Raw genomic sequence first — 25,672 nt, 5'->3', positions numbered from 1 at the left:
ATACTTACGCCGCCGACGCCGCTTACTTTTCGCGCGAGATTCCGGCGGGCGCAGGCAGGGAGGCGGGCGCGGGCAGGCGGCTTGCGCGCCCGGCCTGCTCCACCGTCACCGCGTCCGCGGCGACCTCGCGCAGCACGATGCCGGGGGCCACTTCGCCGCCCGTGCGCCAGGCCAGGGGCGGGCCGCCGTCCACGCTGAGCACGGCGGCGCCGCCAGCGCCCGAGGCGATCACGCCCAGCACGGTGATTTGCGTGCGCATGGCTTCGTCCTTACCGAACCACAGGGCCACGGGGGTGTTGTCAGCGGCGCGTGGCGTGGCTGCCGACACGGCGGGGGGCAGGACGGCGGGCCTGGGCGCCAGCAGGATCGAGGCCCACACCCCCAGGCCGGCGGCCAGGGCCAGCACGGCAAGAATGCGGAAGGCGGCGGGCAGGTTCGGGCGCAGGAACAAGGGCATGGAACGGGCGGGACGGGTTGCAACCGCGCCGACTATATCGGCCTTATGTGACAGGCGCGCGATCGCCAGCCGACGCGCCGCGCGCCGCAACGGCCGCGCCAGTCCCTGTCATCGTTCGTACATGCCTCGTGTCTAGCATGCGCTGAGGTCCGGATGCCCAAGCCGGACAGACCTCCACTTCAACAGGGACCACCCGCATGCAAGACCTGAACCAAGCCAATCGCCGCCGACTCCTGAAAATGCTGGGAGGCGCGCCGATGCTGCCGATCGGCGGCGTCAGCCTGGCCGCGCTGCTGGCCGGCTGCAATTCCAGCGACGATGACGACGATAGCAGCGAGCCGCCTGTCACGCCGGTCACGTTTCAGTCCGCCTCTTTCACGTCCATGGCCGCGCCTTCGTTGTCGCAGCCCGAACTGATGGCGCGTACCACCGTCGCCTCGGCGCTGGAGCTGACGTTCAGCGATGGCTCCAAGCGCAGCGTCGAGCTCGGCTACGAGCCTTTCTTCATGACGGGCGACGCGGTTCCGGACGGCAAGGGCGGGACGGTGATTGCCGGCGGATACTTCAACCTGGCGGGCGCGCCCATCATGGACAACTCGGTGCCGGCGAAGGCGCGGCAGTTCTTCTCGAACTGTCCGGACGGCATGTCGCTGCTGTCCTTGTCGGAACCGACCAAGGTGGCGGGTGTGGCCGGCAATGCCCTGTACGCGGTGGTGCAGTTCGAATACCAGTCCATGGATCAGGCCGGCAAGGACATGTACGGCCTGCTGCCGTCGCAGATCGCGGTGCTGACGCTGTCGCAAGACCCCAATACGGGCAAACTCAGCCTGGTCAAGTACCACACCGTGGACACGTCTCCCGTGCATGGCCTGTGGATCACCTGTGGCGCCAGCCTGTCGCCCTGGAACACGCACCTGTCCAGCGAAGAGTACGAACCGGACGCCACCACGGCCAAGGCTTCCTCATCGTTCCAGACCTACAGCCAGAATGTGTACGGCGATCCAGCCAAGGCCAATCCGTACCACTACGGCCACATGCCCGAAGTGACTGTCAATCCGGACGGCACCGGCACGATCAAGAAGCACTACTGCATGGGCCGTATTTCGCATGAACTGGTCCAGGTCATGCCAGACCAGCGCACCGCGCTCATGGGCGACGATGCCACCAATGGCGGCCTGTTCATGTTCGTGGCCGACCGCAAGGCGGACTTGTCCGCCGGCACGCTGTACGTAGCCAAGTGGGCGCAGACTTCGGGAACAGGACCCGGCGCCGGCACGCTGACCTGGATCAAGCTGGGCCATGCGACCAGCGCCGAAGTGAAAGCGTTGGCCGATCAGCTGACGTCGGCCGACATCATGGACGTGCGCACGACCGACCCGCTGGATGCCGCCTTTACCAAGATCCGCTACTCCGGCAAGGACAATTGGGTCAAGCTGCAGTCCGGCCGCAACGTGGCCGCGGCCTTCCTGGAAACGCACCGTTACGCCGCCCTTGCGGGCGGCACGCTGGCCTTCTCCAAGATGGAAGGCACCACCGTCAACATCAAGGACAAGATCGCCTACAGCGCGATGTCCCGCGTGGACAGCTCGATGACCGACGGCCTGTCGCCCGGTTTCAAGGTGGAAGGCCCGGCGGCCGGCGCGGTCTACCAGTTGCACATGAAGGAAGGCCAGGTCGATACCGACGGCAACGCCATCGACAGCGCCTGGGTGCCGGTGGACATGGCCGCGGTGCCGGAACTCATCGGTGACGTGCTGGCGGCGCGCGATGCGCTGGGCAACACCCACGGCGCCGACAAGATATCCAACCCGGACAACCTCAAGTTTTCGGAGAAGCTGCGCACCCTGTTCGTAGGCGAGGACAGCGGCGGCCACGTCAACAATTTCCTGTGGGCCTACAACGTCGACACCAGGCAGCTGTCGCGCCTGTTGTCATGCCCGGTGGCCGCGGAGTCGACGGGCCTGCAGGCAGTGGACGAAATCAATGGCTGGACCTATATCACCAGCAACTTCCAGCACGCGGCCGATTGGGGCAGCGTGCACTCGGTGGTGCGTCCCACGCTGGAGCCCCTGGTCAAGGCCAACTACAAGGACGGCTTCGGCGCGTCGGTGGGCTATCTGACCGGCGTGAAGATAGGCGCCTGAAGCACGCGGCGGGCCTGCGAGTCCGTCAAGCCATTCCACGCCGCGGGGCGGCTTCTTCTCGGAAGCCGCTTTTTTTTTGCGCATCCGGCGCAAAAGAATCCTGATCCGTCGATCAAGGTTTCTCTTCTTTGCTTCACGGGGCTTTCACCTTCGCTGGCCATCATGTGGCCCAGCGTAAACCCTGTTCATGACACGAGAAGAGAAGCATGCAAGCATTGAATTGGAGAAGATGGTGCGCGGCCGTGGTGGCGACCAGCGCCCTGGCGGGTTGCGGAGGCAGTGACGATGACGACGATACCGAAGCGCCGCCGACCCAGCCCCCGGTGACCGAACCGGATACGACGCCCGCGGACAAGGTGCTGTTCATCGGCGTGGACGGCCTGACTTACGACGCGATGCGCCGGGGCGTGGCCGACAAGTCGTTGTCGAACATCGCTCAATTGAATGCCACGCGTGCGTGGACCGGCGGCGTGACGGACGCGCCGACGCAGCAGCCAACGCTGCTGGCGCCGGGCTGGGCCACGCTATTGACGGGGCAGTGGGCCGACCAGCACGGCGTGCGGTACAGCGTGCAAGCGCCCGCGCTGCAATCTCCGACCCTGTTCCAGCGCGTCAAGCAGGCGCGCCCCGAGGCGCGCACCGCCGCCGCCTTCAATTCGACCCTGCTGGCCGGATTGATCGCCGGCGATCGGGACGCGGGCTATCTGCAGTCGCTGACCGACTGTGCCGGCGGGGACGATTGCGTTGCGGCGCAGGCGCGTGATCGCATCGCCGAGGGCTATGACGTGGTGGTGGCGCAATTCGGCGCGCCCGAACGCGCGGCCTCGGAGAACGGCTTCGGCTCGTCCTACGACAGCGTGATCCGCCAGACCGACGCAGCCATCGGCGCGCTGACCAAGCAGATCGCCGACCGCAAGGCGGAGCATCCGGGCGAGAACTGGCTGGTGGTTGTGGCATCCAGCCATGGCCTGGGCCAGAACGGCGCCAGCGATGGCCGTCCGCTGTCCTCGAACAAGACCATTCTGCTGGCTGCGAACCAGCCGGCGCTGCTGGGCGGCAGCGCCGACGACGCTTCGTTCGACGGCTTGTGGGACAGCAACTGGTACGCGCTGCCCAGCGCTGCCGACGTGGCGCCGACGGTACTGGATCACTTGAAGGTCCTGCCCGCCGCCGCCAACTACGACATGGCCGGCACCACCCTGACCGGCAAGCTGGCGCTGCGCCACACCGCGGCCCGCACCTCGACCGACAACAAGAGCGTGACGCTGAGCTGGGTGCGCGTGGGCGAACCGGCAGGCGACATCGTGGTCAGCCGCGACGGCGCCGAGATCGCGCGCCTGCCCGGCACGGCCGCCGAATACGTCGACCGCGGCTTCACGTTCGAGACCGAGGGCGTGCATGCGCTGAACTACAGCGTGGCGGTCGGCAGCGCGGTCAGCGCCGCGCGCACCACCGTGGCCTACAGCAAGCCCTTGCCGCTCCTGGCGTCGCTGCGTACCGGCCTGACGATGCTGTTCCCCTTCGAAGGCAACATGACGGACGTCGCCGCGGGCGGTGGCGCCATCACGCCGTTCGACGGCACCCAGGCGCCCGCTTACGCCGATGTGGGCGTGTTCGGCAAGATGTTCAAGAACGACCGCAGCGCGGCTCCCCTGGGTGGGTTCAAGCTGGACTATCCGGCAGGCATGCTGGACGCGGCCCAGGCTTTCACCATCGGCTTTTGGTACCAGTCCGACGGCAACGCCAACGACCGCTCCATCCTGGGCAATAAAGACTACAACTCGGGCGGCAATCCCGGCATCACCATCGCCCAATGGGCGGGTCCGGTGCTGTATTTCAACCTGGCTGGCGGCGGTTCGCGGGTGGACATCAATAACGTGAAGTTCACCCCGAACAAGCCTGTCTATATCGCGATGACCGTGGACAAGGCTGCCAAGACCCTGACGGCTTCCGTCTATGACAGCGAGCTGGGGTTCTCGCAGCGCACCATCGGCACGGGCTCGGTCGACCTGAGCAAGATCGCCGGGGTCTATGGGCCGCACCTGGGCCTGAATGAAGACGGACGCGGCACCTACGGTATCTGCTGCGCCGGCACCAAGGGTCCCTACACGATGTATTTCGACGACCTGGCCTACTGGTCGCGCGCGCTCACCGAAGCCGAAGTGAAGTCGCTCGCGCTGTCCGGCAAGTCCGTCTCCGAACTGTTCCGCTGATGTACCGAGGATAAAAAAATGAGCATGTCCATGATCTTGCGCGGTTTCCTGCGCCTGGGCGCAGTGCTGATGCTGAGCGTCACGCTGGCTGCCTGCGGCGGCGATGACGGCGATAGCGACAGCGGCACGGACCCCGGCACGGGCCAGCCCGAAACGCCGAAGCCCGAGCCGGTGAAACCTGAATTGCGTTGCGCGCCCTGAGCCGCGTTCCCTCCAGATCCATAGGAAAAGAATCCGTGACGTTCGATAAAGACCAGGTTCACGCCGGCAAGCGCCGCTTCTTGCGCAATGCCGCCGCCTCGACCGCAGGCCTGACCGCGCTGTCGATGTTTCCGCCGGCCATCCGCCGCGCGCTGGCCATTCCCGCCAACAACCGCACCGGCACCATCAACGACGTCGAGCACGTGGTCATCCTGATGCAGGAAAACCGCTCCTTCGACATGTACTTCGGCACGTTCAAGGGCGTGCGCGGCTTCGGCGACCGCATCACCATCCCCTTGCCCGAGCAGCGTTCGGTCTGGGAGCAGAGCAACGGCACCCGCGTCGTGATGCCGTATCACCTGGACAGCACCCAGGGCAACGCCCAGCGCGTGGCCGGCACGCCGCATGACTACCTGGACGCGCAAATGGCCTGGGACGGTGGCCGCATGGACCACTGGCCGCGCTACAAACAGAACCAGTCCATGGGCTACTACCGCCAGAAAGAGGTGGAGTTCCAGTTCGCGCTGGCAGAAGCCTTCACCCTGTGCGATGCCTACCACTGTTCTACCCACGGCGGCACCAACACCAACCGCCTGTTCCATTGGACCGGCACCAACGATCCGCTGGCCCTGGGCAACGGCCCCTCGACCCGCAACCAGTGGGACAGCCTGGGCGCCTCGTCCACCGGCTGGACCTGGAAGACGTATCCCGAGCGCCTGCAGGAAGCTGGCGTGACCTGGAAGGTCTATCAGAACCTGCCCGAGAACTTCGGCGATAACCCGCTGGCGGGCTTCAAGCAGTACCGCCGGGCCAATGAGCTGGCCGGCAACAGCGCCAACGGCGCGCCGTATCCGGCCTGGACGCCGTCCATGGACGCCGCCAATCCGCTCTACAAGGGCACGGCCAACACCATGCCCGATGGCGGCTTCCTGAAGGCCCTGCGCGAGGACGCCGTCAACGGTACGTTGCCGCAGGTGTCGTGGATCGTGGCCCCGGCCACGTACTCCGAGCACCCCGGCCCATCCAGCCCGATCCAGGGCGCCTGGTACATCCAGGAAACGCTGGATGCGCTGACGGCCAACCCGGAGGTCTGGAGCAAAACGGTGCTCCTGATCAACTTCGACGAGAACGACGGCTACTTCGATCACGTGCCGCCGCCCGCGGCGCCCTCGCTGAACCCGGACGGCTCGATGGCCGGCGCCTCCACCGTCAACACCGACCTGGAGCGCCACACCCATGCTTCCGCCCAGGACGCCGCGGACGACCGCGTCTACGGTCCGGGGCCGCGGGTGCCCATGTACGTGGTGTCGCCGTGGAGCCGCGGCGGTTGGGTCAATTCCCAGGCCTTTGACCACACGTCCGTACTGCGTTTCCTGGAAGCCCGCTTCGGCGTGGCGGAAGACAACATCAGTCCCTGGCGCCGCGCGGTGCTGGGCGACCTGACCTCGGCGTTCAATTTCGCCACGCCCAACAACGAAAAGCTGCCCGACCTGAATCTGCTGACCCGCGCCGGATCGGACAGCGAGCGCAGCGCGCAGGAAGCGCTGAACGCCGTGCCGTTGCCGGATCCCCGCACGCAGGCCAAGCCGGTGCAGGAGCAGGGCGTGCGTTACTCCCGCGCCTTGCCCTACGAGCTGCACACCAGCGGGCGCGCGCAGCCCGGCACGGGCGCCATGCGCCTCGTGTTCTCCAACACGGGCAAGCAGGCGGCGGTGTTCCACGTCTATGACCGCCTGCATCTGGACCGCCTGCCGCGCCGCTACACAGTGGAACCGGACAAGCAGCTCGAGGGCAGCTGGGACACGGCCGCCGATGGCGGCAAGTACGATCTGTGGGTGCTGGGACCCAATGGCTACCACCGCCATTTCGCGGGCGATCTGGCCCTGGCCCGCACATCGGTGCTGGCCCCCGAGATCCGCGTCTGCTACGAAATCGCCAAGGGCGACGTCTACGTCAGTTTCATCAACGGCGGCAAGGATCCCTGCACCTTCGAAGTTGCGCCCAATGCCTACTATGCCAACCACGAGCGCTGGAAGTTCACGGTGCCCGCGGGCGGCCAGGTCGAGCAGCACTGGCCGCTGGAAGGCAGCCAGGGCTGGTACGACTTCACGGCGCGCCTGGCCGAAGACCCGGCCTACCTGCGCCGCTTTGCCGGCCGCGTCGAAACCGGCCGTCCGTCGGTGACGGATCCGGCGATGGGGCTTTAAGCCTCAAGCGGCGGTCTGCGGTTCGCGCGCCCGGAAGGCCGTGGCGCACGCCGCGCAGATCGCCGCCGTAATGCCCTGGCGCGCGTGTTCGCGCCGTTCGAGCATACCGATGGCGCGCGACATCGGCCCCAGGTCTGGCGGCAGGGTCAGAATCCGCAGCTCCGGGCTGTGCTGCCAGTTGGAGCCGTTGATCAGCGGCAGCAGCGTGACGCCGACCTCCTGGCGCACCAGCTCGACCAGCGTTTCAATAGCGTTGAGTTCCAGGAATTCATTCAGCGGCACGGCCAGTCGCCGCAACAGCCGGTCTATCTGCAACCCGGTACGCTGGGTCCGGTCAAAGCGCAGGAAGGGGTTCTGCGCGAGCACCTGGCGGGCGTCCGCGCCCTGCGCCGAGTGCGGAGCGATCACCACCAACTGTTCTTCATATAGCGCGGTCCACCGCGTGCTGGCCATCTTGCGGCCCGCTTCCACCAGGAACGCCGCGTCCAGCTCGCCATCTTCGACCTTGCCCGCCAGCTCGCTCGCCTTGCCCGACAGGATCCGCACGTCCAGCTTTGGGTGCCGCATCTTCAGGCCGGACACGACCTTGGAGAGGGTGCCCATGCAGGACACGATGCTGCCGACGGCGACGGATCCGGCCAGCTCGCCAGGCACGGTGCGCGGCAGCCGCATGCGGTCGTAAAGATCCAGCAAGTGCTTGATTTCCGGCAATAATTCCCGGCCAGCGGCATTCAGGATGGCGAGCCGGCCGCTGCGGTCGAAAAGCTCGCGCCCCAGCTCGGCTTCCAGAGAGCGCATCTGGAAGCTGACGGCGGCCTGCGTCAGCGCCACCTGTTCGGCCGCTTCCGAGAAGGAACCGTGGTGCGCGACCGCCAGAAAGGTACGCAGGAAGCGGATCGTACTCATAAAAAATTCTTTTATGACGGAACAAAAAATCAAATTGATTTAATTAAACCACGGGAGTAACTTCGGCCGCTTAACCGTTATGAGACTACCCACATGAAATCCTTCGACTGGGGCAACCCGTATCCTTCCGTCCGCATTCCGCTGTTTGCCCGCAACGTGGTGTCCACGTCGCATCCTCTGGCGGCGCAAGCGGGCCTGCGCATGTTGCTCAAGGGCGGCAACGCCGTGGACGCCGCCATCGCCGCGGCCGCCACCATCGTCCTGGTCGAACCCGTGTCCTGCGGGCTGGGCGGGGATTGTTTCGCCATTGTCTGGGACGGCAAGGAACTGCACGGCCTGAACTCGTCGGGCGTGGCGCCGGCTGCCTGGAGCACGGAGTATTTCAAGCGCAAGCACGGCGTGGGCGCCGACGGCCTGGCGATCCAGCCCAAGCGCGGCTGGGATGCGGTAACAGTGCCGGGCGTGGTGGCCGGCTGGGCTGCGCTGCACGAAAAGCTGGGCAAGTTGCCGTTCGAGCAATTGTTTGAACCCGCGATCGAGATCGCCGAGCGCGGCTACGCCGTGCCGCCGGTGGTTGCGCACAAATGGGCCGCCGCGGCCGAGGAACTGAAGTCGCAACCGGGCTATGCCCAGGCTTTCCTGCCCGAAGGCCGCGCGCCCAAGGTCGGCGAACACTTCCGCTTCCCCGATGCCGCCAACACGCTGCGGCGCATCGCCGCGTCCAAGGGCCGCGACTTCTACGAAGGCGAACTGGCCGAACGCATCGCCGCCTTCAGCAAGGAATGCGGCGGCGCGATGACGCTGGAAGACCTGCGCAATTACCGTCCGGAATGGGTCAAGCCCATCTCCAAGTCCTATCGCGGCTATGAGCTGCACGAGATCCCGCCGAACGGGCAGGGCATCGCCGCGCTGATCGCGCTGGGCATCGTCGAACGCTTCGACATGGCCGACATCCCGGTGGACTCGGTGCAGTCGCAGCACATCCAGATCGAGGCCATGAAGCTGGCCTTCGCCGACCTGTACAAGTATGTGGCCGACCCGCGCTCCATGCAGGTGACGCCGGAACAGATGCTGTCCGACGCCTACCTGGACAGCCGCGCCAAGCTGATCCGCCTGGACCGCGCCACGCATTTCGAGGCCGGCCGTCCGCATGCCGGCGGCACCATCTACCTGACCGCCGCCGACGAAAACGGCATGATGATCTCGTTCATCCAGTCCAACTACATGGGCTTCGGATCGGGCGTGGTGGTGCCGGGCACCGGCATCAGCATGCAGAACCGCGGCGTGGGCTTCTCGATGGATCCGAAGTCGGCCAACGTGGTCGAAGGCGGCAAGCGTCCGTTCCATACCATTATCCCGGGCTTCCTCACCCGCGGCGGCAAGCCGGTCATGAGCTTCGGTGTGATGGGCGGGGACATGCAGCCGCAAGGCCATATGCAGACAGTGGTACGCATGCTGGATTACCACCAGAATCCGCAGGCCGCCTGCTGCGCTCCGCGCTGGAAGGTCAACCGCGATTTCACCCTCGACATCGAAACCAATATGAAGGCTTCCACCATTGCGGGCCTGAAAGACCTCGGGCATGCTTTGAAGTCGGTCGACGATCCGTACATGGATTTCGGCGCGGGCCAGTTCATCTGGCGCATGTCCGAAAACGACAACGAGCTTGGCTACGTTGCCGCCAGCGACAGCCGGCGCGACGGTCAGGCGGTCGGCTTCTAATAAGCCCCCACGCTGCGCCTTCGGCTAGCTGCCCCCCAAGGGGGCGCATTTTGCCTTGGGACGGCCCGGCGGCAAAATATGTACGCACTGCAACCACAAGGGGAATAAACACAATGAAGCGCTTGACCTTGACCTTCGGCGCCAGCCTGCTGGCGCTGGCCGCGGGCGCGGCTTCTGCCCAGAACATCCGGATCGGCCTGCAGGAAGATCCGGACGTGCTCGACCCGCACCGGGCGCGCACGTATGTGGGCCGCATCGTGTTCACGTCGCTTTGCGACAAGCTGATCGATATCGATCCCAAGCTGCACTTCGTGCCGCAGCTGGCCACCTCGTGGTCATTCAGCCCGGACAACAAGGTGCTGACCTTCAAGCTGCGCGAGGACGCGCTGTTCCACGATGGGTCCAAGTTCGACGCCGCTGCCGCCAAAGCCAACCTGGAGCGGGCCATGTCCTTGCCGGACAGCCTGCGCAAGGGCGAGCTGGCTTCGGTGGAAAAGGTCGACGCGCCCGACGCCACTACCCTGGTGCTGACGCTGAAAAAGCCCGACGCCACCTTGCTGGCCCAGCTGTCCGACCGTGCGGGAATGATGCTTTCTCCCAAGACGTTCTCGGACGACGTCGCGGCCGTGGGCCGCAAGCCGGTGTGCTCCGGGCCTTACAAGTTCGTCGAACGCATCCAGAACGATCGTATCGTGCTCGAGAAATTCGACCAGTACTACGATGCCAAGGATTTCGCCTTCAAGCGCGTGACCTTCCTGCCGATTCCGGATACCACCGTGCGCCTGTCCAACTTGCGCGCGGGCGACCTGGACATGCTGGAACGCCTGAATCCTTCCGACGTGCCGCAGGTCAAGTCCGACGCCAGCCTGACCTTCGCACCGGTGGCGGGCCTGGGCTTCCAGCAGTTCATGTTCAACGTGGCCAATGGCAAGCGCGCGGAAGACAATCCGTTCAAGAACAAGCTGGTGCGCCAGGCGTTCCAGTACGCCATCGACCGCAAGGCCATCAGCGAAGTGGCCGGCGGCGGCATCTTCGATCCGGCCCAGCAGCCGTTCCCTCCGGCCAGTCCCTACCACAGCGACAAATTCCCTCCGACCCAGCGCGACGTCGCCAAGTCCAAGGCCCTGCTCAAGCAGGCGGGCTTTGACCGCGTGAAGGCCGAGGTCATGTTCGGCAACAACACCACGACCTCGTCCATCGCCGAGATCGTGCAGGCCATGGCGTCCGAGGCGGGCTTCGATCTATCCCTGCGTCCGACCGAATACGCTGCCCTGCAGAAGGAATCGGCCGGCGGCAACTTCCAGGTTGTGATGCTGGGTTGGTCGGGCCGGGTCGATCCCGACGGCAACATCCATGCTTTCGTCACCTGCAAGGGCGCGTTGAACGATGGCCACTACTGCAACCCGGAAGTGGACAAGCTGTTGAACGAAGCCCGCACCGTGCCGGACGAGGCCAAGCGCCGCGCCATCTACGACCAGGCGCAAGTCATCATCCAGGACGAATTGCCCGGGGTGTATAACTACTACCAGCCTTGGCCCTTCGCCATGGCCAAGAAGGTCAAGGGCTTCACTCCCTATCCCGACGGCATGATCCGCCTGAAAGGCGTGACGTTCGCGCAGAAGTGATCGTGGCGCGGCAGTTACGCGCCGCGCCAGCCGGACGCGCCTTGCGCGTCCGGTTGTCGTTTGCGGCGGCGGGGCGCCGCGGTTTATTCTCCGGCCCCCGTCCGCCGTTCCTGTCTTACGGTTTCTCATATGCTTAAACTCATCTTGCGCCGCGTGATCGTCGCGATACCGACACTGATACTGGTGTCGATGATCGTCTTCATGCTGCAGAAAATCCTGCCCGGCGATCCGGTGTTGACCCTGGCCGGCGAAGAACGCGATCCGGCTGTCCTGGACTACCTGCGGGAAAAATACCGTCTCAACGATCCGCTGCCCGTGCAGTACGCCGCCTGGGCGGCCCAGGTTGTGCAGGGCGACCTAGGCAAATCGCTGCGCACGGACGTGCCCGTCACCACGCTGATCGGCCAAAAGCTGCCGGTCACGCTGCAATTGGCCGCCATGGCCATGTTCTTCGCGCTGCTGATCGGGATTCCCATGGGGATCGTCGCTGCCGTGCGCAAGGGCAAGCCCGTAGAAATGGGCGCCAATATCGCCGCGCTATCCGGCATGTCCATTCCCAACTTCTGGCTCGGCATCATCCTCATCATGGTGGTGTCGGTGCAATGGAAGCTGCTGCCGGCCTCGGGCTATGTGTCGCCCTCGGAGGATTTCTGGCTGTCGATCAAGACCATGCTGATGCCGTCGCTGGTCCTGTCCACGGCCATCGCCGCCTACCTGATGCGACATACGCGGTCGGCCATGCTTGAAGCTCTGTCGGCCGACTATGTGCGCACCGCGCGCGCCAAGGGCGTGTCGCCGCGCAGCGTGGTGCTGCGCCACGCCTTGCGCAATGCGCTGATGCCCATCGTCACCCTGGTGACGCTGCTGTTCGGCGAATTGCTGGCCGGCGCCGTGCTGACCGAGCAAGTCTTCACCATTCCGGGCTTCGGCAAGCTGGTGGTCGACGCGGTCTTTACGCGCGACTACGCGGTGGTGCAGGGCGTGGTGCTCTGCGTGGCGGTGGGCTTCATCATCATGAACCTGCTGGCCGACATCCTCTACATCCTGGTCAATCCCCGCCTGAGGCACTCATGAGCGCAATTCCTGCAACGGCCGCTGCCGTCACGCCGCCCCGCAGCCGCAATCGCGCCTGGGCCAAATTCAAACGCAATCACATCGCCATGCTGGGCCTGGGGATCGTGCTGTTCTTTGTCGTGGTGGCCATCCTGGCGCCGCTGATCGCCAGCCACGATCCCTTCCAGACCAGCTTCACCACCATCCGCAAGGCGCCCTCGGCATCGTACTGGCTGGGCACGGACGAACTGGGCCGCGACATTTTCAGCCGCATGGTCTATGGTGCCCGCGCTTCCCTGATGGCGGGTCTGGTGTCCGTCCTGATCGCGCTGGCGGTGGGCGTGCCGTTCGGCCTGGCCGCCGGCTATTTCGGCGGTTGGACCGACAGCGTCATCTCGCGCGCCACGGAAGCGCTGCTGGCGATTCCGTTCCTGATCCTGGCCATTGCGCTGGCCGCTTTCCTCGGCCCCAGCCTGACCAATGCCATGATCGCCATCGGTGTCTCGGCCGCGCCCAAGTTCATCCGGCTCACGCGAGGGCAGGTGCTGGCGGTCAAGAACGAGGACTACGTGCAGAGCGCGCGCGCCCTGGGCGCATCCGACCTGCGCATCATCGGCCGGCACGTGTTTCCCAACGTGATGCCGCCCTTGATCGTGCAAGCCACCATCACTATCGCCACCGCCATCATCGCCGAGGCCAGCCTGTCGTTCCTGGGCCTGGGGCTGCAACCCCCGAACCCGTCCTGGGGGTCGATGCTGAACACGGCCAAGAACTTCATGACCCAGGCGCCCTGGATGTCGATCTTCCCCGGATCGGCCATTTTCCTGGTGGTGCTGGGCTTCAATCTGCTGGGCGACGGGTTGCGCGACGCGCTTGATCCGCGCCAGGAAAAGTAATCACCATGGCAACAACAATGGACCCCAAGCGCGTCGTCCAGGTCAATGACCTGACCGTGCGCTTCAAGACGCCCGAACGCACCGTGGAAGCGGTGCGCAAAGTCTCCTTCCACGTCGACCGCGGCGAAACCCTGGCCATCGTGGGCGAATCCGGTTCCGGCAAATCGGTCACGTCGCTGGCGCTGATGCGCCTGGTCGAATACGGCGGCGGCCGGATCGTCAATGGCGGCATGCTGCTGCGCCGGCGCAACGGCGAGGTGCTGGACCTGCTCAATGCGCCCGACAGCACGCTGCAGCGTGTGCGCGGCGCGGATGTGGCCATGATCTTCCAGGAGCCCATGACGTCGCTGAATCCCAGCTTCACGGCGGGCAACCAGATTGCCGAGGCCCTGCAACTGCACCAGGGGCTGGACGCGGCCGCGGCCCGCGCCGAGACGCTGCGCATGCTGGAACGCGTGCGCATCCCCGAGGCCCGCGCCATCCTGGACCGCTATCCGCACCAGCTTTCGGGGGGCATGCGCCAGCGCGTCATGATCGCCATGGCGCTCTCGTGCAAGCCCCAGCTGCTGATCGCCGACGAGCCGACCACGGCCCTGGATGTGACCATCCAGGCCCAGATCCTGCAATTGATCCGCCAGTTGCAGGAGGAAATGGACATGGGCGTGATCTTCATCACGCACGATATGGGCGTGGTGGCCGAAGTGGCCGATCGCGTGCTGGTCATGTACCGCGGCGACAAGGTCGAGGAGGGCGGTTCGGACGAAGTCTTTGCGCGTCCGCAGCATGCCTACACGCGCGCGCTGCTGTCGGCGGTGCCGCGCCTGGGCGCCATGCAGGGCACGGACGAGCCCGCGCCGTTTCCGCTGCTGCGCGTGGACGACGGCGCATCCCGGCCGCAGGCGCCCGCGGAGCCGGTCGCGGCGGCTTCCACCGTGCGGCGCGAGAACGGTCCGGTGCTGAAAGTCCGCGGCCTGACGACCAGTTTCGATATCACCGGCGGCATTCTCGGCCGGGTGCAGAAGCGGGTGCACGCCGTGGAGAAAGTCAGCTTCGACCTGTATCCGGGCGAGACCCTGTCGCTGGTGGGCGAGTCCGGCTGCGGCAAGACCACCACGGGCCGCTCGCTCCTGCAACTGGTCAAGAGCAAGGCCGGCAGCATCGAATTCGACGGCAAGAACATCGGCGCCTTGCGCGGCAGCGCCATGCAGACGCTGCGCCGCCACATCCAGTTCATCTTCCAGGACCCGTTCGCCTCGCTGGACCCGCGCATGACCGTGGGCTATTCCATCATGGAGCCCTTGCTGATCCACGGCGTGGCCCGCGGCAAGGCGGCGCAGGACCGCGTGCGCTGGCTGATGGACAAATGCGGGCTGCTGCCCGAAATGATCGACCGCTATCCGCACGAGTTCTCGGGCGGCCAGCGCCAACGCATCTGCATCGCCCGCGCCCTGGCGCTGAACCCCAAGGTGGTGATCGCCGATGAGTCCGTTTCGGCGCTGGACGTGTCGATCCAGGCGCAGATCGTCAATCTGCTGCTGGACCTGCAGCGCGAGCTGGGCGTGTCGTTCCTGTTCATTTCCCACGACATGGCGGTGGTTGAACGCGTAAGCCATCGGGTGGCGGTGATGTATCTGGGGCAGATCGTCGAAATCGGCCCGCGCCGGGCCATTTTCGAGAATCCGCAGCATCCCTACACCAAGAAGTTGATGGCGGCCGTGCCCATCGCCGATCCGCAGCGCCGCCACCGCGAGCGGTCCTTGCTGGTGGACGAGATCCCCAGCCCGATGCGCAAGCTCGGCGACGATCCCCTGGTGGAGCCGCTGGTCGCGGTGGGCGAGGGCCATTTCGTGGCCCGCCACCCGATCGGGGTGTATTGAGGCAGGGAGAGGCATGCCGGCGGGCGCCGCGCCGGCATGTCGGGCCCGCGGGCCAGCGGGCTAGCGCTTCTCCAGCGCCAGCTTCAGCCCGAAGGCGATGAATACCGCGCCCGTCATGCGGTCCAGGCCGCGCATCACGGCGGGCCGCGACAGCCAGCGTGCCAGCGGGCGCGTCGCGGCCACCAGCACGGCGAACCATAGAATGCCCAGCACGGCGTGTATGCCCGCCAGCAGCAGGCTGAAGCGCAGCACGTCCGCGCCCGCCGGAATGAACTGCGGCAGGAAGGTGATGTAGAAAATCCCGATCTTGGGATTGAGGGCGTTGGTCAGGCAGCCGCGCATGAACCAGCCGCTAGCGCTGGCGCTGGCGGCCGCGGCCGGCGCGGGCCGGGCGGCGGCGCCATGGGCGGCCTGCTTGCCGGCCCGCGCGCCCCACAGCAGCTTCACGCCCAGATAGAACAGATACAACGCGGCGCAGATGCGCAACGCATCGTAGGCCAGGGTCGATACCAGCAGCAGCGATCCCAGGCCGAATGCGGCCACCGCTCCCCATGCCAGGCAGCCCGTGGCGACGCCCAGTCCCGCCATGAGGGCGCGGCGGCTGCCTTCCACGGCCGCGGTGCGCAACACCAGGGCGCTATCCATGCCGGGAGTGATAGTCAGAATGGCGGCGGCCAGCGTAAAGGCGAGCAGGGCGGCGTTGGGAGTCATGGGCGGGGTCCGGTGACAAGGGGGGCGAAACGCAGAGATTCAGTGTAGCGCCGCCGCGAGGGCGCGCGCGGCGATCGGGTACGGTGCCGCAGGCGTTATCATGGCGGCCTTCAGCAATTCGCCACATTCAACGGATTTTTGCCATGGCCCTGCGCGCCACCATCTACAAGGCCGAGCTCAACGTCGCCGACACCGACCGACACTATTACGGCAGCCACTCGCTGACGGTCGCCCGCCACCCCTCGGAAACCGACGAGCGCATGATGGTGCGGCTGGTCGCCTACGCCCTGCATGCGCAAGAGGAACTGGCCTTCACCAAGGGACTGAGCGACACCGACGAGCCCGACCTGTGGGTCAAGGACCTGACCGGCGCGGTCAAGCTGTGGATCGAAGTCGGCCAGCCCGAAGAGCGCCGCATCCTGCGCGCCTGCGGCCGCGCCGAGGAAGTCATCGTCTATTGCTACGGCGGCTCCGCCAGCAAGATCTGGTGGGACGGTGTGAAGAACAAGCTGGAACGCACCCGCAACCTGAAGATCGTCAACCTGCCGTCCGACCAGAGCAAGGCCCTGGCCCAGCTGGCCGAGCGCACCATGCGGCTGAACGCCAACATCTCCGATGGCGTGGTGTACTTCTCGGCCGACAAGGGCGAGGTCAGCATCGAGCCGGAAACCTGGCGCTAGGCGTGCCGCGCCGGCCGCCTCAGCCGCAGGCGTCGGCGGACGGGTTCGCGGGATCCGCGCAGGCCCGCCAGCGGGCCTCGTCCATCGCGGGCACCAGCAGCACCCGGCTCATGGGGTCTGAATACCAGAAGATCCGGCCGGGCTTGTCGTTCATGGCCTGCCACACGCGCGCCTGGACGTCCGCCGCGAGCGGCGCGCGGCCCTTGGGGTCGGTCACGCCCTGGGCCAGGATGGTCTGCGTGCGGGGATCCCAGGATTGCATGTCCGAGTCGTTCACCGGTATTTCGTCGGCGATGCGCACGATGCGCCACTCGTTGCCCGGAACCTCGGCTGACAGGCTGCCCAGTTCCTCCCGTTTCAGTGCGTAGGGGCGGGAGTCCCGCGCCGCGGTCTCGATATCGGCATAGGACCTGTCGCTTTCCCCGGGAGAGTAGCGACGCAGATAGCGCTGCTGCGGCCGGCCTTCGGCGTCATAGGCCTGGACCCGGAAGGCGCCGCCCTGCGCGGTGGTGTCGATGGCGCGCAGCAGGCGACCGTCGGCGTCGCGCGCATAGAAGCGGCCGCCTTGCGGCTCCTGCGCGCTGCCGCAACCCTCGCTGATGAAGGCGCTCAGCGCGCCCCGGGCGTCGCGTCGCAGGCAGGTCTGGCGGCTTGCCGCGTAGGCGGCGGGCCGCCGGTACTCCGTCTGCTCGTATTCGACCACGCGCGTCAGGGCGCCCGCGGCGTCGTATTCCAGCGCGTAGCCGCCGGACAGGAAGGGCGCGGCGCCCTGGGCGTTGCGCGGCGGCAGCTCATAACGTTCGGCGCGGCACAGCCGGCCGTCGGCATCGAAATAGAGGCGCGCGGGCGCCTGATCGACGCCGTCCAGCTGGTAGGCGGACCAATCGACCTTGTCCATCCAGGTCCGCGGCAGCGGGTCGCCGGTCTCTTCCACCCAGACCGGCGTGTTACGGGCGGCAATGCGTTCGCCATGCAGGCCCAGCAGGACGCGGTCGTCGCCCAGGCCGGCCGATACGGGCACGGCCTTCAGCGCCACGGGCGCGGTGAAATCGACGGGAGCGGGGCCGCAGGCCGCCGCGCCGCCGGCATAGGCGATGGCGCTCAGGGCGAGGGCAAGTCGTTCAAGCATATTGCAGCGCATCCATGAACTTCACCAGGTCCCAGAACTCCCTGGACACGCCGCCCAGCCGCAATTTGCCGTCGCGGTCTTCGAACAGCAGGAAGGGATAGGCATTGCGCTCCAGGGTGCCGGCCTGGGGCAGGCGGTAGGGCTTGAAGACTTCCGGATTGTTGAAATAGGGCTCCAGCCGGCCGTCGCCGTCGACATGCATGTAACGGACGCGCAGTACATGTTTCTGGTACTTGGCCTGGGTCTCGGGGAAGTCGCCGCCGTCGCCCGCCACCACCGAGTCGGCCAGGGCGGCCAGGAAGACGCGCGCGAAGCCCGCAAAGTGGATTTCGCCGCTGGTGGAGTCGCCGGGCGCCTCGCCCAGCGTTTTGACCAGCTGGGTGGCGCGGGAGCCTGGCACGATGGTCCGCGCGAACAGGCTATCGATATCGGCCGCGGCCGGGTCGGGAGACTGCCGCAGGCGCAAGAGGTCGGCGCGGAAGTCCGCCAGCCATTGCCGGTAGCGGGCGTTCTCCGCCTGCAGGTCGAATGGCTGGGCGGCGGCGCCGCCGCAATAGAGGCTTAGCAGGAAGGCCAGGAGCAGAAGCCGGGCCTGTTGCAGCCAGCCTGAGGGCACGCGGATAGGGTGTTCCATAGGCCGGCGATCATATCGTTCAAAATGATGCTATTTTGGTGCAGAGCGTGACAGAATGTCAGTCATGGTCACCGGCATGACCATACCGATAATCCGTGTTGAATCAGGTCCAGAAATGCCCACACCAGGTGACGTTCCCACTGCATCTGCGCGCGCCGGCTGCGCGGAAAATGTGCAAACCGGGCTCGACGGTCCCCTGGACCGGCTTGCGCGCCTGGCCAGGCGGCATTTCGGCGTGGATATGGTGCTGGTGGCCTGCAGCGATGCCGATGGCGTCTGGCAGGCCCACGCAGGCGCGCTACCCGCCGCTTGCGCCGAACCGGGATCCCTTCCTTTTTCCGTGGATTGCCCGCTGCGCGCGGCCGATGGCCGGCAGATGGGCACGTTTCGCCTCCTGCATGGGGCGCCACGCGAATTCGCTGACGATGACCTGGACGCACTGCGCGATTTTGCCGAACTGGCGGCCGCCGCCGTGGAGAAGCGCCAGGCCCTGGCGGAGGAACGGGCAGCGGAAGACAGCTGGCGGGACGAGGCGCGCAATCTGTCCATGGCCATCGCGGGCAGCGGCACCGGCATCTGGGACCGCAACGTCGTAACCGGGGAGATCACGTACTCACCGGGCTGGAAGGCGTTGCTGGGTTACGCCGAATCCGAAGTCACCAATCGCATCGAAGACTCCTACAAGCGCCTGCACCCGGACGACGCCGACTATGTGCGCGCCGCCATGCAGGCGCATTTCGAGGGCAAGACCGAAAGCTACGAGGTCGAACACCGCATCCTTTGCAAGGACGGCAGTTACAAGTGGATCTGCAGCCGGGGCAAAGTCGTCAGCCGCGATGCGGAGGGCAGGGCCTTGCGCATGATGGGCACCACCACCGACATCAGCGCCATGCGCGCCATGTCCGAGCGCCTGCGGCGCACGGCCGACCTGTTGGTAAACCTGACCGACGCCGTGCCGGGCATGGTGTTCCAGTGCGGCCAGCGGCCCGAGGGCGGGTCGCGCTTCCTGTATGTCAGCGCGGGCATCTGGGACATGTTCGAACTCACGCCCTACGACGTGCGCGTCAGTCCCGCGGCGATCGAGCAGCGCGTCCATCCGGAGGACTTGGCTACCTATCACGCGTCCCTGCAGGCCGCGGCGGCGGCGCAGACGCCGTGGCACCTGGAGTTCCGCGTCTGCCTGCCGCAGCAGGGCCTGCGCTGGCGCCAGGGAGACGCCAGCCCCCGCAAGGGGCCGGACGGCACCGTCGTATGGCATGGCTTCGTCACCGACATCACGGACCGCAAGCGGGCCGATTTCGAATTGCGAGAACTCGCCGCCACCGATGCCCTGACCACGCTGCCGAACCGGCGCCACTTCATGTCGCGCATTGCGGCGGAACTGGCTCGCATCAAGCGGCAGGGCAGCGACTGCGCTGCCGTGCTGATGTGCGACCTGGACCATTTCAAGCGCATCAACGACACCTGGGGACACGCCATTGGGGACGGGGTGCTGCAGCACTTCGCCAACACGTTGCGGGCCCAGTTGCGCGCGGTCGACCTGGTGGGGCGCATCGGCGGCGAAGAATTCGCCGTGGTGCTGCCGGATACCGACATCGAACGCGCGCACGCCTTTGCCACCCGCGTGCAGCAACGCATCGCCGCCGCGCCGTTTTCGCTCGGCGACGACCGCCACATCCCCCTGACCGTCAGCATCGGCATTTCGACCATGCACACGCTGGACGCGGACGCCGAACTGGCCCTCAGCCGCAGCGATCGCGCCCTCTATTACGCCAAGCAGCGCGGGCGCAATCGCATCGAGGCGGCCCCCTCAGTGTTTTCCCGATAGAACAACCCTCAATTGCATTTGTTCCATTGACGGTACATTAGGACACTCATAGAGTTCCCGTCATGGGAACCTCACTACCGCTTCCGAAGTACCACCAGATCTATCTCGTCCTGCGCGAACAGGTGCAGGAGGGGCGTTTCGATCAGGATGGCGTGCCAGGAGAGCACGCGCTGGCAGACCAGTTCGACGTGGCCCGCATCACCATCCGCAAAGCCATGGAAATGCTCGTCGCCGACGGTCTGGTGTCGCGCCGGCCCGGCCTGGGCACCTGGCCGCTGCGCGCGCCGGCGAGCCCGTCCAGCGCGCCTAAATCGAATCCGCAGCAGAAGGCGCATCTGACCGGGTTGCTGGAAAACATCGTCAACATGGGCCTGCGCACCTCGGTGCGGGTTCTGGACAGCACCCTGGTGTCGGCGCCGCCGGTCGTGGCCGAGGCGCTGGACCTCGCGCCCGGCGCGCCCGTGCACAAAAGCCTGCGCGTGCGCAGCACCGAGGCCGGCCCGTTGTCCCACATCACTACCTATGTGCCGCAGGCGGTGGCCGATTTCACCCGCGAAGACCTGGAGCGCGAACCCTTGCTGATGCTGCTGGAGGCAGCCGGCGTGGAGTTCGGCGGCGCCACACAGACCATTTCGGCGCGGCTGGCCGATGCGCAGGTGGCGCGTCACCTGGACGTGGCCGTGGGTTCGGCGCTGCTAGCCGTGACACGCATCGTGCGCGATGTGGACGAGCGGCCCGTGCAATTGCTGCAGGGCCTGTACCGGCCGGATCGCTATCAGTACCAGTTGCAGCTGTCACGCGTCGGCAGCATCGACGCCAAGGTCTGGGTCAGCGAAGAGCTGTCCGCCCAATTCCATTGAACCCTCGGAGATCGCCCATGAATTCGCGCCGCACTTTCCTCTATCAATCCGCCGCCGCGGCCGCCCTCGTGTCGGCGCCGTGGGTGGTCCGCGCCCAGGGCGCCAAGCCTGTGAAGGTCGGGATCCTGCATCCGGTGACGGGAGCGCTGGCCTATTCGGGCCAGCAATGCCGCTTGGGCGCGCTGCTGGCGATCGAGGACATCAACAAGGCCGGCGGCATCAAGTCGCTCGGCGGCGCGCCGCTGGAGGCCATGCTGGGCGATGCGCAGTCGCGGCCCGAGGCGGGATCCGCCGAGGTCGAGAAGATGAACGAAGCGGGCGTGTCGGCCATCGTCGGCGCCTACGCATCGGCAATCTGCCTGGCTACCACCCAGACCGCGGCCAAGTACAACCTGCCGCATGTGGTGGATGTGGGCGTGGCGGATCAGATCGTCGAGCGCGGCCTGAAGAACACCTTTCGCTTCGGCCCGGGCTACCGCGCCTGTAGCGAACGCGCCATCACGGACCTGGCGGCGCTCAACGATGCGGCGGGCAAGCCGGCCAAGACCGTAATGATCGTGCACGAGGATTCGCTGTTTGGCACCGGCACCGCGGCGCTGCTGTCCAAGGCGCTGCCGCAGCACGGCTTCGAAGTGAAAGACGTGGTCAAGCACCCGAACCCGACGCGCGACTTCAACAACATTGTGCTGCGCATGAAGTCCCTCAATCCGGACATCGTGATCCCGGCCAACTACTACAACGAATACGCATTGCTGCTGCGCGCCATGAAGCAGCAGAAGGTGCAGCCCAAGGCGATCTACTCCGTGTTGGGCGGCGCGGCTTCCAGCTACAAGTTCCTGAAGGAATTCCCCGACATCGCCAACGGCATCCTCGACTGCAACCACTGGTTCAATCCCAAGGATGCCCGCGTGGCGCCCCTGAAGGCGCGCGTGGAGGAGAAGGGCGCTTACTTCAGCTACGAGGTGTTCATGACCTATACCTCGGTGCTGTTGCTGGCCGATGCGCTGGAGCGCGCCAAGTCGGCCGATCGCGCCGCCATCATCGACGCGCTGGCTGCCAGCACGTTCGCCGATCACCTCATGCCTTACGGTCCGACCAAATTCGTGAACGGCCAGAACACAGGGGCGCAGCCCCTGCTGACGCAAGTGATCGGCGGGGACATCAAGGTGGTCATCCCTGCCGATTACCGCCAGGCCGACGCCATTTTCCCGCTGAAGGCCTGAGCGTGCTTGATCCCGCCATCCTTTTTTCCTCGGTGCTCAATGGCCTGACCACGGGCGCGGTGTACGCACTGATCGCCCTGGGCCTGACCTTGATCTACGGCGTGCTGCACATCATCAACTTCGCGCATGGCGCGGCGTTGATGGTGGCGCTGTATGCCGTGTACCTGCTCAAGGATCGCCTGGGCATCGACCCCTACGCCGCGTTGCCGCTGGTGGTGGCCGGCATGTTCGTCCTGGGCTATGCGCTGCAGCGCTATGTGATCAACCGCGCCAGCCACGGCAAGGACGAAAACATCCTGCTGGTGACGCTGGGGCTGGCCATCGTGCTGGAGAACCTGGCCCTGGTGTGGTTCAAGTCGGACACGCGCACCATCGACACGGCCTACACGCTTGCTACCGTCGAGATCGGGCCAGCGATGATCGCCTTGCCGAAGATCATCGCCTTCTGCGGCGCGCTGGCGGTGGCCGCGGTGCTGTTCTGGATCATCCGCAGCACGGACCTGGGCCGGGCAATCCGCGCGGTGGCCAAGGAAAAGCAGGGCGCCAAGCTGATGGGCATCGACGTGGAAAAGGTCTACGCGCTGTCATTCGGCATCGGCATGGCTTGCCTGGGAGCGGCGGCGTGCTTCCTGTTGCCCGCCTATTACGTGAATCCACAGGTAGGCGGCGGTTTCGTCCTGGTGGCCTTCACCATTGTGGTGCTGGGCGGCATGGGCAGTTTCGTAGGCGCGCTGGTCGGCGGCTTGCTGATCGGGGTAGTGGAATCCATCGGGGGCCTGTTCCTGGGCGACTCGCTGGGCCAGATGGGCATATTCGCGATCTTCATCGCGGTGCTGCTGTTTCGCCCGCAGGGGCTGTTCGGGGCGAGGGGCTGACCATGGGCAAGGATCTATTGACTATCGCGTTGTTCGGCGCGGCGCTGGCGGCCGCGGCCGCCTTGACCGAATCGGGCGTGGCGCTGACGTTCGTGATGATGTCGCTGTACGCGGCCCTGCTGTCCCAGGCCTGGAACATCCTGGGCGGATATGGCGGCCAGCTGTCGTTCGGCCATGCGCTGTTCTTCGGCGTGGGTGCCTATGCGCAGGCACTGGGGCAGTTGAACCTCGGCATCAATCCCTGGCTGGCGCTGCCCATGGCGATCGCGCTGGGCGCTCTGGTCGGACTGGCGGTGGGCGGATTGACCTTCCGCTACGGCCTGAAAGGCTCATATTTCGCGCTGGTGACGTTAGCGTTCGCGGAAGTGTTCCGCATCCTGGCGCTGTCGGTGTCGTTCACCGGGGGCGGGGTGGGACTGATGGTGCCGCTGCAGGAAGGCCTGGCCAACATGCAGTTCGGTTCGCGCCGGGGTTACATCTACCTGCTGCTGGCCTTCGTGCTGCTGGCGCTGGCCGTCACGGCCTGGCTGCGTCATTCGCGCTTTGGCGCTTATCTGCAGGCCGTGCGCGACAACGAGGACGCGGCGCGCGCCATCGGCGTGAATCCGCTGCGCGTCAAGCTGGGCGGGATCGCGCTGTCGGCGGCCTTCATGAGCGCGGCGGGCGCCTTCTACGTGCAGGTGTTCCAGTACATCGACCCGGGCATCGCCTTCGGCTCGGCGGTGTCGGTGGAAGCGCTGGTCGGCGCCATCGTGGGCGGACTGGGCACCCTGTGGGGACCCGTGCTCGGTGCGGTCACCCTGCACGCGTTGAGCGACCTCACGCGCAACCTGTTCGGCGAATTGCCGGGCATCAGCATGGTCATCTACGGGGTGGTGCTGATCGTGATCGTGATGTTCCTGCCGCGCGGCATTACTGGCAGCGGCCAGGCGCTGAGCGGCCTGTTCCGGGCAAAGGAGCGCGTCCGTGTCTGAGATCCTTCTGCAAGCGCGCAATCTTTCCATCACGTTCGGCGGCCTGAAGGCGGTCCAGGACGTGAGCCTGGACGTGCGCCAGGGCTCGCTGACCGCGCTGGTCGGTCCCAATGGCGCGGGCAAGACCACGTTGTTCGGCCTGCTGTCCGGATTTCTCAAGCCGGGTTCCGGTTCGGTGCATTTCGCGGGCAGCGAAATTACCGGCCGTCCGCCCCACGAGTCAGCCCGGCTGGGGCTGACCCGCACCTTCCAGATCGTGCAGCCCTTCGGCGCGCAGACGGTGCGGCAGAACATTGCGGTGGGCGCGCATTTGCGGCTGGGCAACCGCCGCGAGGCGCTGGAAGCGGCCGAGGCCGTCGCGGCGCGGGTCAACCTGCAGTCCTTGCTGGACCGGCCGGCGGCGGACCTGACCGTGGCGGGACGCAAGCGCCTGGAACTGGCGCGCGCCCTGGCAACGCGGCCGCGCCTGCTGCTGCTGGACGAGGTGCTGGCGGGGCTCAATCCGAGCGAGATCGACGAGATGATACCGGTGGTGAAAAAGCTGGCCGACGACGGCGTGACCGTGCTGATGATCGAACACGTGATGCGCGCGGTGATGAGCCTGGCCGAACATGTGTGGGTGCTGGCGCAGGGCCGCTTGATCGCCTCCGGCACGCCGGGCGAGGTCACTCGCGACCCGGCGGTGGTCGAGGCCTATCTGGGCCAGGGCGCGGCGGCCAGGCTGGCCGCGCAGGGAGCCCCGGCATGAGCGCGCTGCTGGAAGTCCAGGGACTGCGCGCCGGCTACGGCCGCATGGAAGTGCTGCGCGGCGTCGACCTGCGGGTGGACGAGGGTGAGATCGTGGTGCTGCTGGGCAGCAATGGCGCTGGCAAGTCCACGCTGAACAACACCGTGTGCGGCCTTTGCCGGCCCTGGGGCGGCGCGGTGCGCTTCGAGGGCCAGGACCTGACCGGCCGCCACTACCGCGACGTGGTCAAGGCGGGCTTGATCCAGGTGCCGGAAGGGCGGCGGGTGTTTCCCAACCTGAGCGTGCGCGAAAACCTGGAGCTGGGTTCCTTCACGCGGGCGCGCGAACGGCGCGCGGCCAACCTGGACAAGGTGCTGCAGATCTTCCCGCGCTTGCGCGAACGCCTGGGGCAATTGGCTGGCACCATGTCGGGCGGCGAACAGCAGATGCTGGCGATCGGGCGCGGCCTGATGGCCGAGCCGCGTCTGCTGATCCTGGACGAGCCCTCGCTGGGCTTGTCGCCGCTGATGGTCGAAGAGCTGTTCGGCCTGATCGGACGCCTGCATGGCGAGGGGCTGGCCATCTTGCTGGTCGAACAGAATGTGGGCCAGTCCCTGGAGACGGGACAGCGCGCCTATGTGCTGGAAAACGGGGCGGTGCGCTATAGCGGCGCCTGTCCGGAATTATTGGCCAGCGACGATGTGCGCCGTGCCTATCTTGGGATGTAGCC

At 66.4% G+C, this 25,672-nt stretch carries 22 protein-coding genes; 17 read left to right on the top strand and 5 right to left on the bottom strand.

Features of this window, described 5'->3' with window-relative positions:
- Window positions 1-22 precede the first annotated feature (22 nt).
- Window positions 23-457 carry a general secretion pathway protein GspC gene (locus CEY08_RS14460; RefSeq protein ID WP_076817625.1) on the bottom strand — a complete coding sequence of 145 codons (435 nt, stop codon included), beginning with the start codon at window positions 455-457 and terminating at the stop codon, window positions 23-25.
- Between the two features lie 197 nt (window positions 458-654).
- On the opposite strand from CEY08_RS14460, the gene CEY08_RS14455 reads away from it, so the two are divergent.
- From CEY08_RS14455 to CEY08_RS14440, 4 genes are all read left to right on the top strand, one after another.
- Complete coding sequence (locus CEY08_RS14455; RefSeq protein ID WP_076812945.1) at window positions 655-2,601, top strand: PhoX family protein; 1,947 nt, start codon at window positions 655-657, stop codon at window positions 2,599-2,601.
- 206 nt (window positions 2,602-2,807) lie between these two features.
- On the top strand, window positions 2,808-4,814 hold the full coding sequence (locus CEY08_RS29835) for an alkaline phosphatase family protein (RefSeq protein WP_076812948.1): 2,007 nt from the start codon (window positions 2,808-2,810) through the stop codon (window positions 4,812-4,814).
- A gap of 18 nt (window positions 4,815-4,832) precedes the next feature.
- Window positions 4,833-5,015, top strand: a complete 183-nt coding sequence (locus CEY08_RS14445; RefSeq protein ID WP_042793219.1) for a hypothetical protein — start codon at window positions 4,833-4,835, stop codon at window positions 5,013-5,015.
- Window positions 5,016-5,050: 35 nt separating this feature from the next.
- Window positions 5,051-7,222 carry a phosphocholine-specific phospholipase C gene (locus CEY08_RS14440; RefSeq protein ID WP_076812952.1) on the top strand — a complete coding sequence of 724 codons (2,172 nt, stop codon included), beginning with the start codon at window positions 5,051-5,053 and terminating at the stop codon, window positions 7,220-7,222.
- A gap of 3 nt (window positions 7,223-7,225) precedes the next feature.
- Here CEY08_RS14440 and CEY08_RS14435 read toward each other — a convergent pair whose 3' ends face one another.
- A complete protein-coding gene (locus CEY08_RS14435) occupies window positions 7,226-8,128 on the bottom strand; it encodes a LysR family transcriptional regulator (RefSeq protein ID WP_076812955.1) in 903 nt (300 codons plus the stop codon).
- 93 nt (window positions 8,129-8,221) lie between these two features.
- Between CEY08_RS14435 and ggt the strand changes: the two genes are divergently transcribed.
- The 5 genes from ggt (at window position 8,222) to CEY08_RS14410 (ending at window position 15,301) form a co-directional block, all read left to right on the top strand.
- Window positions 8,222-9,850, top strand: coding sequence for a gamma-glutamyltransferase (ggt, locus tag CEY08_RS14430; protein WP_042793222.1), 1,629 nt, complete (start codon window positions 8,222-8,224; stop codon window positions 9,848-9,850).
- Window positions 9,851-9,963: 113 nt separating this feature from the next.
- Complete coding sequence (locus CEY08_RS14425) at window positions 9,964-11,475, top strand: ABC transporter substrate-binding protein (protein WP_042793223.1); 1,512 nt, start codon at window positions 9,964-9,966, stop codon at window positions 11,473-11,475.
- A gap of 129 nt (window positions 11,476-11,604) precedes the next feature.
- Window positions 11,605-12,549: an ABC transporter permease gene (locus CEY08_RS14420; RefSeq protein WP_076812958.1), complete on the top strand. Its 945-nt coding sequence runs from the start codon at window positions 11,605-11,607 to the stop codon at window positions 12,547-12,549.
- Window positions 12,546-13,424: an ABC transporter permease gene (locus CEY08_RS14415; RefSeq protein ID WP_042793225.1), complete on the top strand. Its 879-nt coding sequence runs from the start codon at window positions 12,546-12,548 to the stop codon at window positions 13,422-13,424. Before CEY08_RS14420 ends, CEY08_RS14415 begins: the two co-directional genes overlap by 4 nt.
- Window positions 13,425-13,441: 17 nt before the next feature.
- Complete coding sequence (locus CEY08_RS14410) at window positions 13,442-15,301, top strand: dipeptide ABC transporter ATP-binding protein (protein ID WP_063642575.1); 1,860 nt, start codon at window positions 13,442-13,444, stop codon at window positions 15,299-15,301.
- Between the two features lie 60 nt (window positions 15,302-15,361).
- Here the strand turns inward: CEY08_RS14410 and CEY08_RS14405 are convergent, their stop codons facing one another.
- Window positions 15,362-16,012, bottom strand: coding sequence for a LysE family translocator (locus tag CEY08_RS14405; protein WP_076812961.1), 651 nt, complete (start codon window positions 16,010-16,012; stop codon window positions 15,362-15,364).
- A 143-nt stretch (window positions 16,013-16,155) separates the two neighbouring features.
- On the opposite strand from CEY08_RS14405, the gene CEY08_RS14400 reads away from it, so the two are divergent.
- Window positions 16,156-16,692, top strand: a complete 537-nt coding sequence (locus tag CEY08_RS14400) for a YaeQ family protein (RefSeq protein ID WP_042793227.1) — start codon at window positions 16,156-16,158, stop codon at window positions 16,690-16,692.
- Window positions 16,693-16,711: 19 nt separating this feature from the next.
- Here CEY08_RS14400 and CEY08_RS14395 read toward each other — a convergent pair whose 3' ends face one another.
- Together CEY08_RS14395 and CEY08_RS14390 are read right to left on the bottom strand one after the other, a co-directional pair.
- The gene (locus CEY08_RS14395) at window positions 16,712-17,821 is read right to left on the bottom strand and encodes a hypothetical protein (protein ID WP_076812964.1); all 1,110 of its coding nucleotides are present in this window, start codon (window positions 17,819-17,821) and stop codon (window positions 16,712-16,714) included.
- Window positions 17,814-18,455, bottom strand: coding sequence for a hypothetical protein (locus tag CEY08_RS14390; RefSeq protein WP_076812967.1), 642 nt, complete (start codon window positions 18,453-18,455; stop codon window positions 17,814-17,816). Before CEY08_RS14390 ends, CEY08_RS14395 begins: the two co-directional genes overlap by 8 nt.
- Before the next feature lie 115 nt (window positions 18,456-18,570).
- On the opposite strand from CEY08_RS14390, the gene CEY08_RS14385 reads away from it, so the two are divergent.
- The 7 genes from CEY08_RS14385 to CEY08_RS14355 all read left to right on the top strand — a co-directional run bounded on the left by CEY08_RS14385 (window position 18,571) and on the right by CEY08_RS14355 (window position 25,670).
- Complete coding sequence (locus CEY08_RS14385) at window positions 18,571-20,283, top strand: GGDEF domain-containing protein (protein ID WP_076812970.1); 1,713 nt, start codon at window positions 18,571-18,573, stop codon at window positions 20,281-20,283.
- Window positions 20,284-20,345: 62 nt separating this feature from the next.
- Entirely contained in the window at window positions 20,346-21,143 is a 798-nt protein-coding gene (locus tag CEY08_RS14380) for a GntR family transcriptional regulator (protein ID WP_042793229.1), read from the top strand.
- 17 nt (window positions 21,144-21,160) lie between these two features.
- Complete coding sequence (locus CEY08_RS14375; protein WP_042793230.1) at window positions 21,161-22,366, top strand: ABC transporter substrate-binding protein; 1,206 nt, start codon at window positions 21,161-21,163, stop codon at window positions 22,364-22,366.
- Between the two features lie 2 nt (window positions 22,367-22,368).
- Window positions 22,369-23,241 carry a branched-chain amino acid ABC transporter permease gene (locus tag CEY08_RS14370; RefSeq protein WP_042793231.1) on the top strand — a complete coding sequence of 291 codons (873 nt, stop codon included), beginning with the start codon at window positions 22,369-22,371 and terminating at the stop codon, window positions 23,239-23,241.
- A 2-nt stretch (window positions 23,242-23,243) separates the two neighbouring features.
- Window positions 23,244-24,215 (top strand): branched-chain amino acid ABC transporter permease, encoded by a 972-nt coding sequence (locus CEY08_RS14365; protein WP_042793232.1) that lies wholly within the window; start codon window positions 23,244-23,246, stop codon window positions 24,213-24,215.
- Window positions 24,208-24,963 (top strand): ABC transporter ATP-binding protein, encoded by a 756-nt coding sequence (locus tag CEY08_RS14360; protein WP_076812973.1) that lies wholly within the window; start codon window positions 24,208-24,210, stop codon window positions 24,961-24,963. Before CEY08_RS14365 ends, CEY08_RS14360 begins: the two co-directional genes overlap by 8 nt.
- On the top strand, window positions 24,960-25,670 hold the full coding sequence (locus CEY08_RS14355; RefSeq protein ID WP_042793234.1) for an ABC transporter ATP-binding protein: 711 nt from the start codon (window positions 24,960-24,962) through the stop codon (window positions 25,668-25,670). The genes CEY08_RS14360 and CEY08_RS14355 overlap by 4 nt, the downstream gene beginning before the upstream one ends.
- The last annotated feature ends 2 nt before the right edge of the window (window positions 25,671-25,672 follow it).

It is taken from the genome of Achromobacter insolitus (genome assembly GCF_002209555.1).
Taxonomy (GTDB): domain Bacteria; phylum Pseudomonadota; class Gammaproteobacteria; order Burkholderiales; family Burkholderiaceae_B; genus Achromobacter; species Achromobacter insolitus.
Note: the sequence above shows the minus strand (reverse complement) of the source record. Positions and strands in the feature narration are given on the sequence as shown.

Bases quoted from the DNA above. Each gene is read 5' to 3' on its own strand.
- CEY08_RS14460 (WP_076817625.1), bottom strand. From the start codon at position 457: ATGCCCTTGTTCCTGCGCCCGAACCTGCCCGCCGCCTTCCGCATTCTT.
- CEY08_RS14455 (WP_076812945.1), top strand. From the start codon at position 655: ATGCAAGACCTGAACCAAGCCAATCGCCGCCGACTCCTGAAAATGCTG.
- CEY08_RS29835 (WP_076812948.1), top strand. From the start codon at position 2,808: ATGCAAGCATTGAATTGGAGAAGATGGTGCGCGGCCGTGGTGGCGACC.
- CEY08_RS14445 (WP_042793219.1), top strand. From the start codon at position 4,833: ATGAGCATGTCCATGATCTTGCGCGGTTTCCTGCGCCTGGGCGCAGTG.
- CEY08_RS14435 (WP_076812955.1), bottom strand. From the start codon at position 8,128: ATGAGTACGATCCGCTTCCTGCGTACCTTTCTGGCGGTCGCGCACCAC.
- ggt (WP_042793222.1), top strand. From the start codon at position 8,222: ATGAAATCCTTCGACTGGGGCAACCCGTATCCTTCCGTCCGCATTCCG.
- CEY08_RS14425 (WP_042793223.1), top strand. From the start codon at position 9,964: ATGAAGCGCTTGACCTTGACCTTCGGCGCCAGCCTGCTGGCGCTGGCC.
- CEY08_RS14420 (WP_076812958.1), top strand. From the start codon at position 11,605: ATGCTTAAACTCATCTTGCGCCGCGTGATCGTCGCGATACCGACACTG.
- CEY08_RS14415 (WP_042793225.1), top strand. From the start codon at position 12,546: ATGAGCGCAATTCCTGCAACGGCCGCTGCCGTCACGCCGCCCCGCAGC.
- CEY08_RS14410 (WP_063642575.1), top strand. From the start codon at position 13,442: ATGGACCCCAAGCGCGTCGTCCAGGTCAATGACCTGACCGTGCGCTTC.
- CEY08_RS14405 (WP_076812961.1), bottom strand. From the start codon at position 16,012: ATGACTCCCAACGCCGCCCTGCTCGCCTTTACGCTGGCCGCCGCCATT.
- CEY08_RS14400 (WP_042793227.1), top strand. From the start codon at position 16,156: ATGGCCCTGCGCGCCACCATCTACAAGGCCGAGCTCAACGTCGCCGAC.
- CEY08_RS14395 (WP_076812964.1), bottom strand. From the start codon at position 17,821: ATGCTTGAACGACTTGCCCTCGCCCTGAGCGCCATCGCCTATGCCGGC.
- CEY08_RS14390 (WP_076812967.1), bottom strand. From the start codon at position 18,455: ATGGAACACCCTATCCGCGTGCCCTCAGGCTGGCTGCAACAGGCCCGG.
- CEY08_RS14385 (WP_076812970.1), top strand. From the start codon at position 18,571: ATGCCCACACCAGGTGACGTTCCCACTGCATCTGCGCGCGCCGGCTGC.
- CEY08_RS14380 (WP_042793229.1), top strand. From the start codon at position 20,346: ATGGGAACCTCACTACCGCTTCCGAAGTACCACCAGATCTATCTCGTC.
- CEY08_RS14375 (WP_042793230.1), top strand. From the start codon at position 21,161: ATGAATTCGCGCCGCACTTTCCTCTATCAATCCGCCGCCGCGGCCGCC.
- CEY08_RS14365 (WP_042793232.1), top strand. From the start codon at position 23,244: ATGGGCAAGGATCTATTGACTATCGCGTTGTTCGGCGCGGCGCTGGCG.
- CEY08_RS14355 (WP_042793234.1), top strand. From the start codon at position 24,960: ATGAGCGCGCTGCTGGAAGTCCAGGGACTGCGCGCCGGCTACGGCCGC.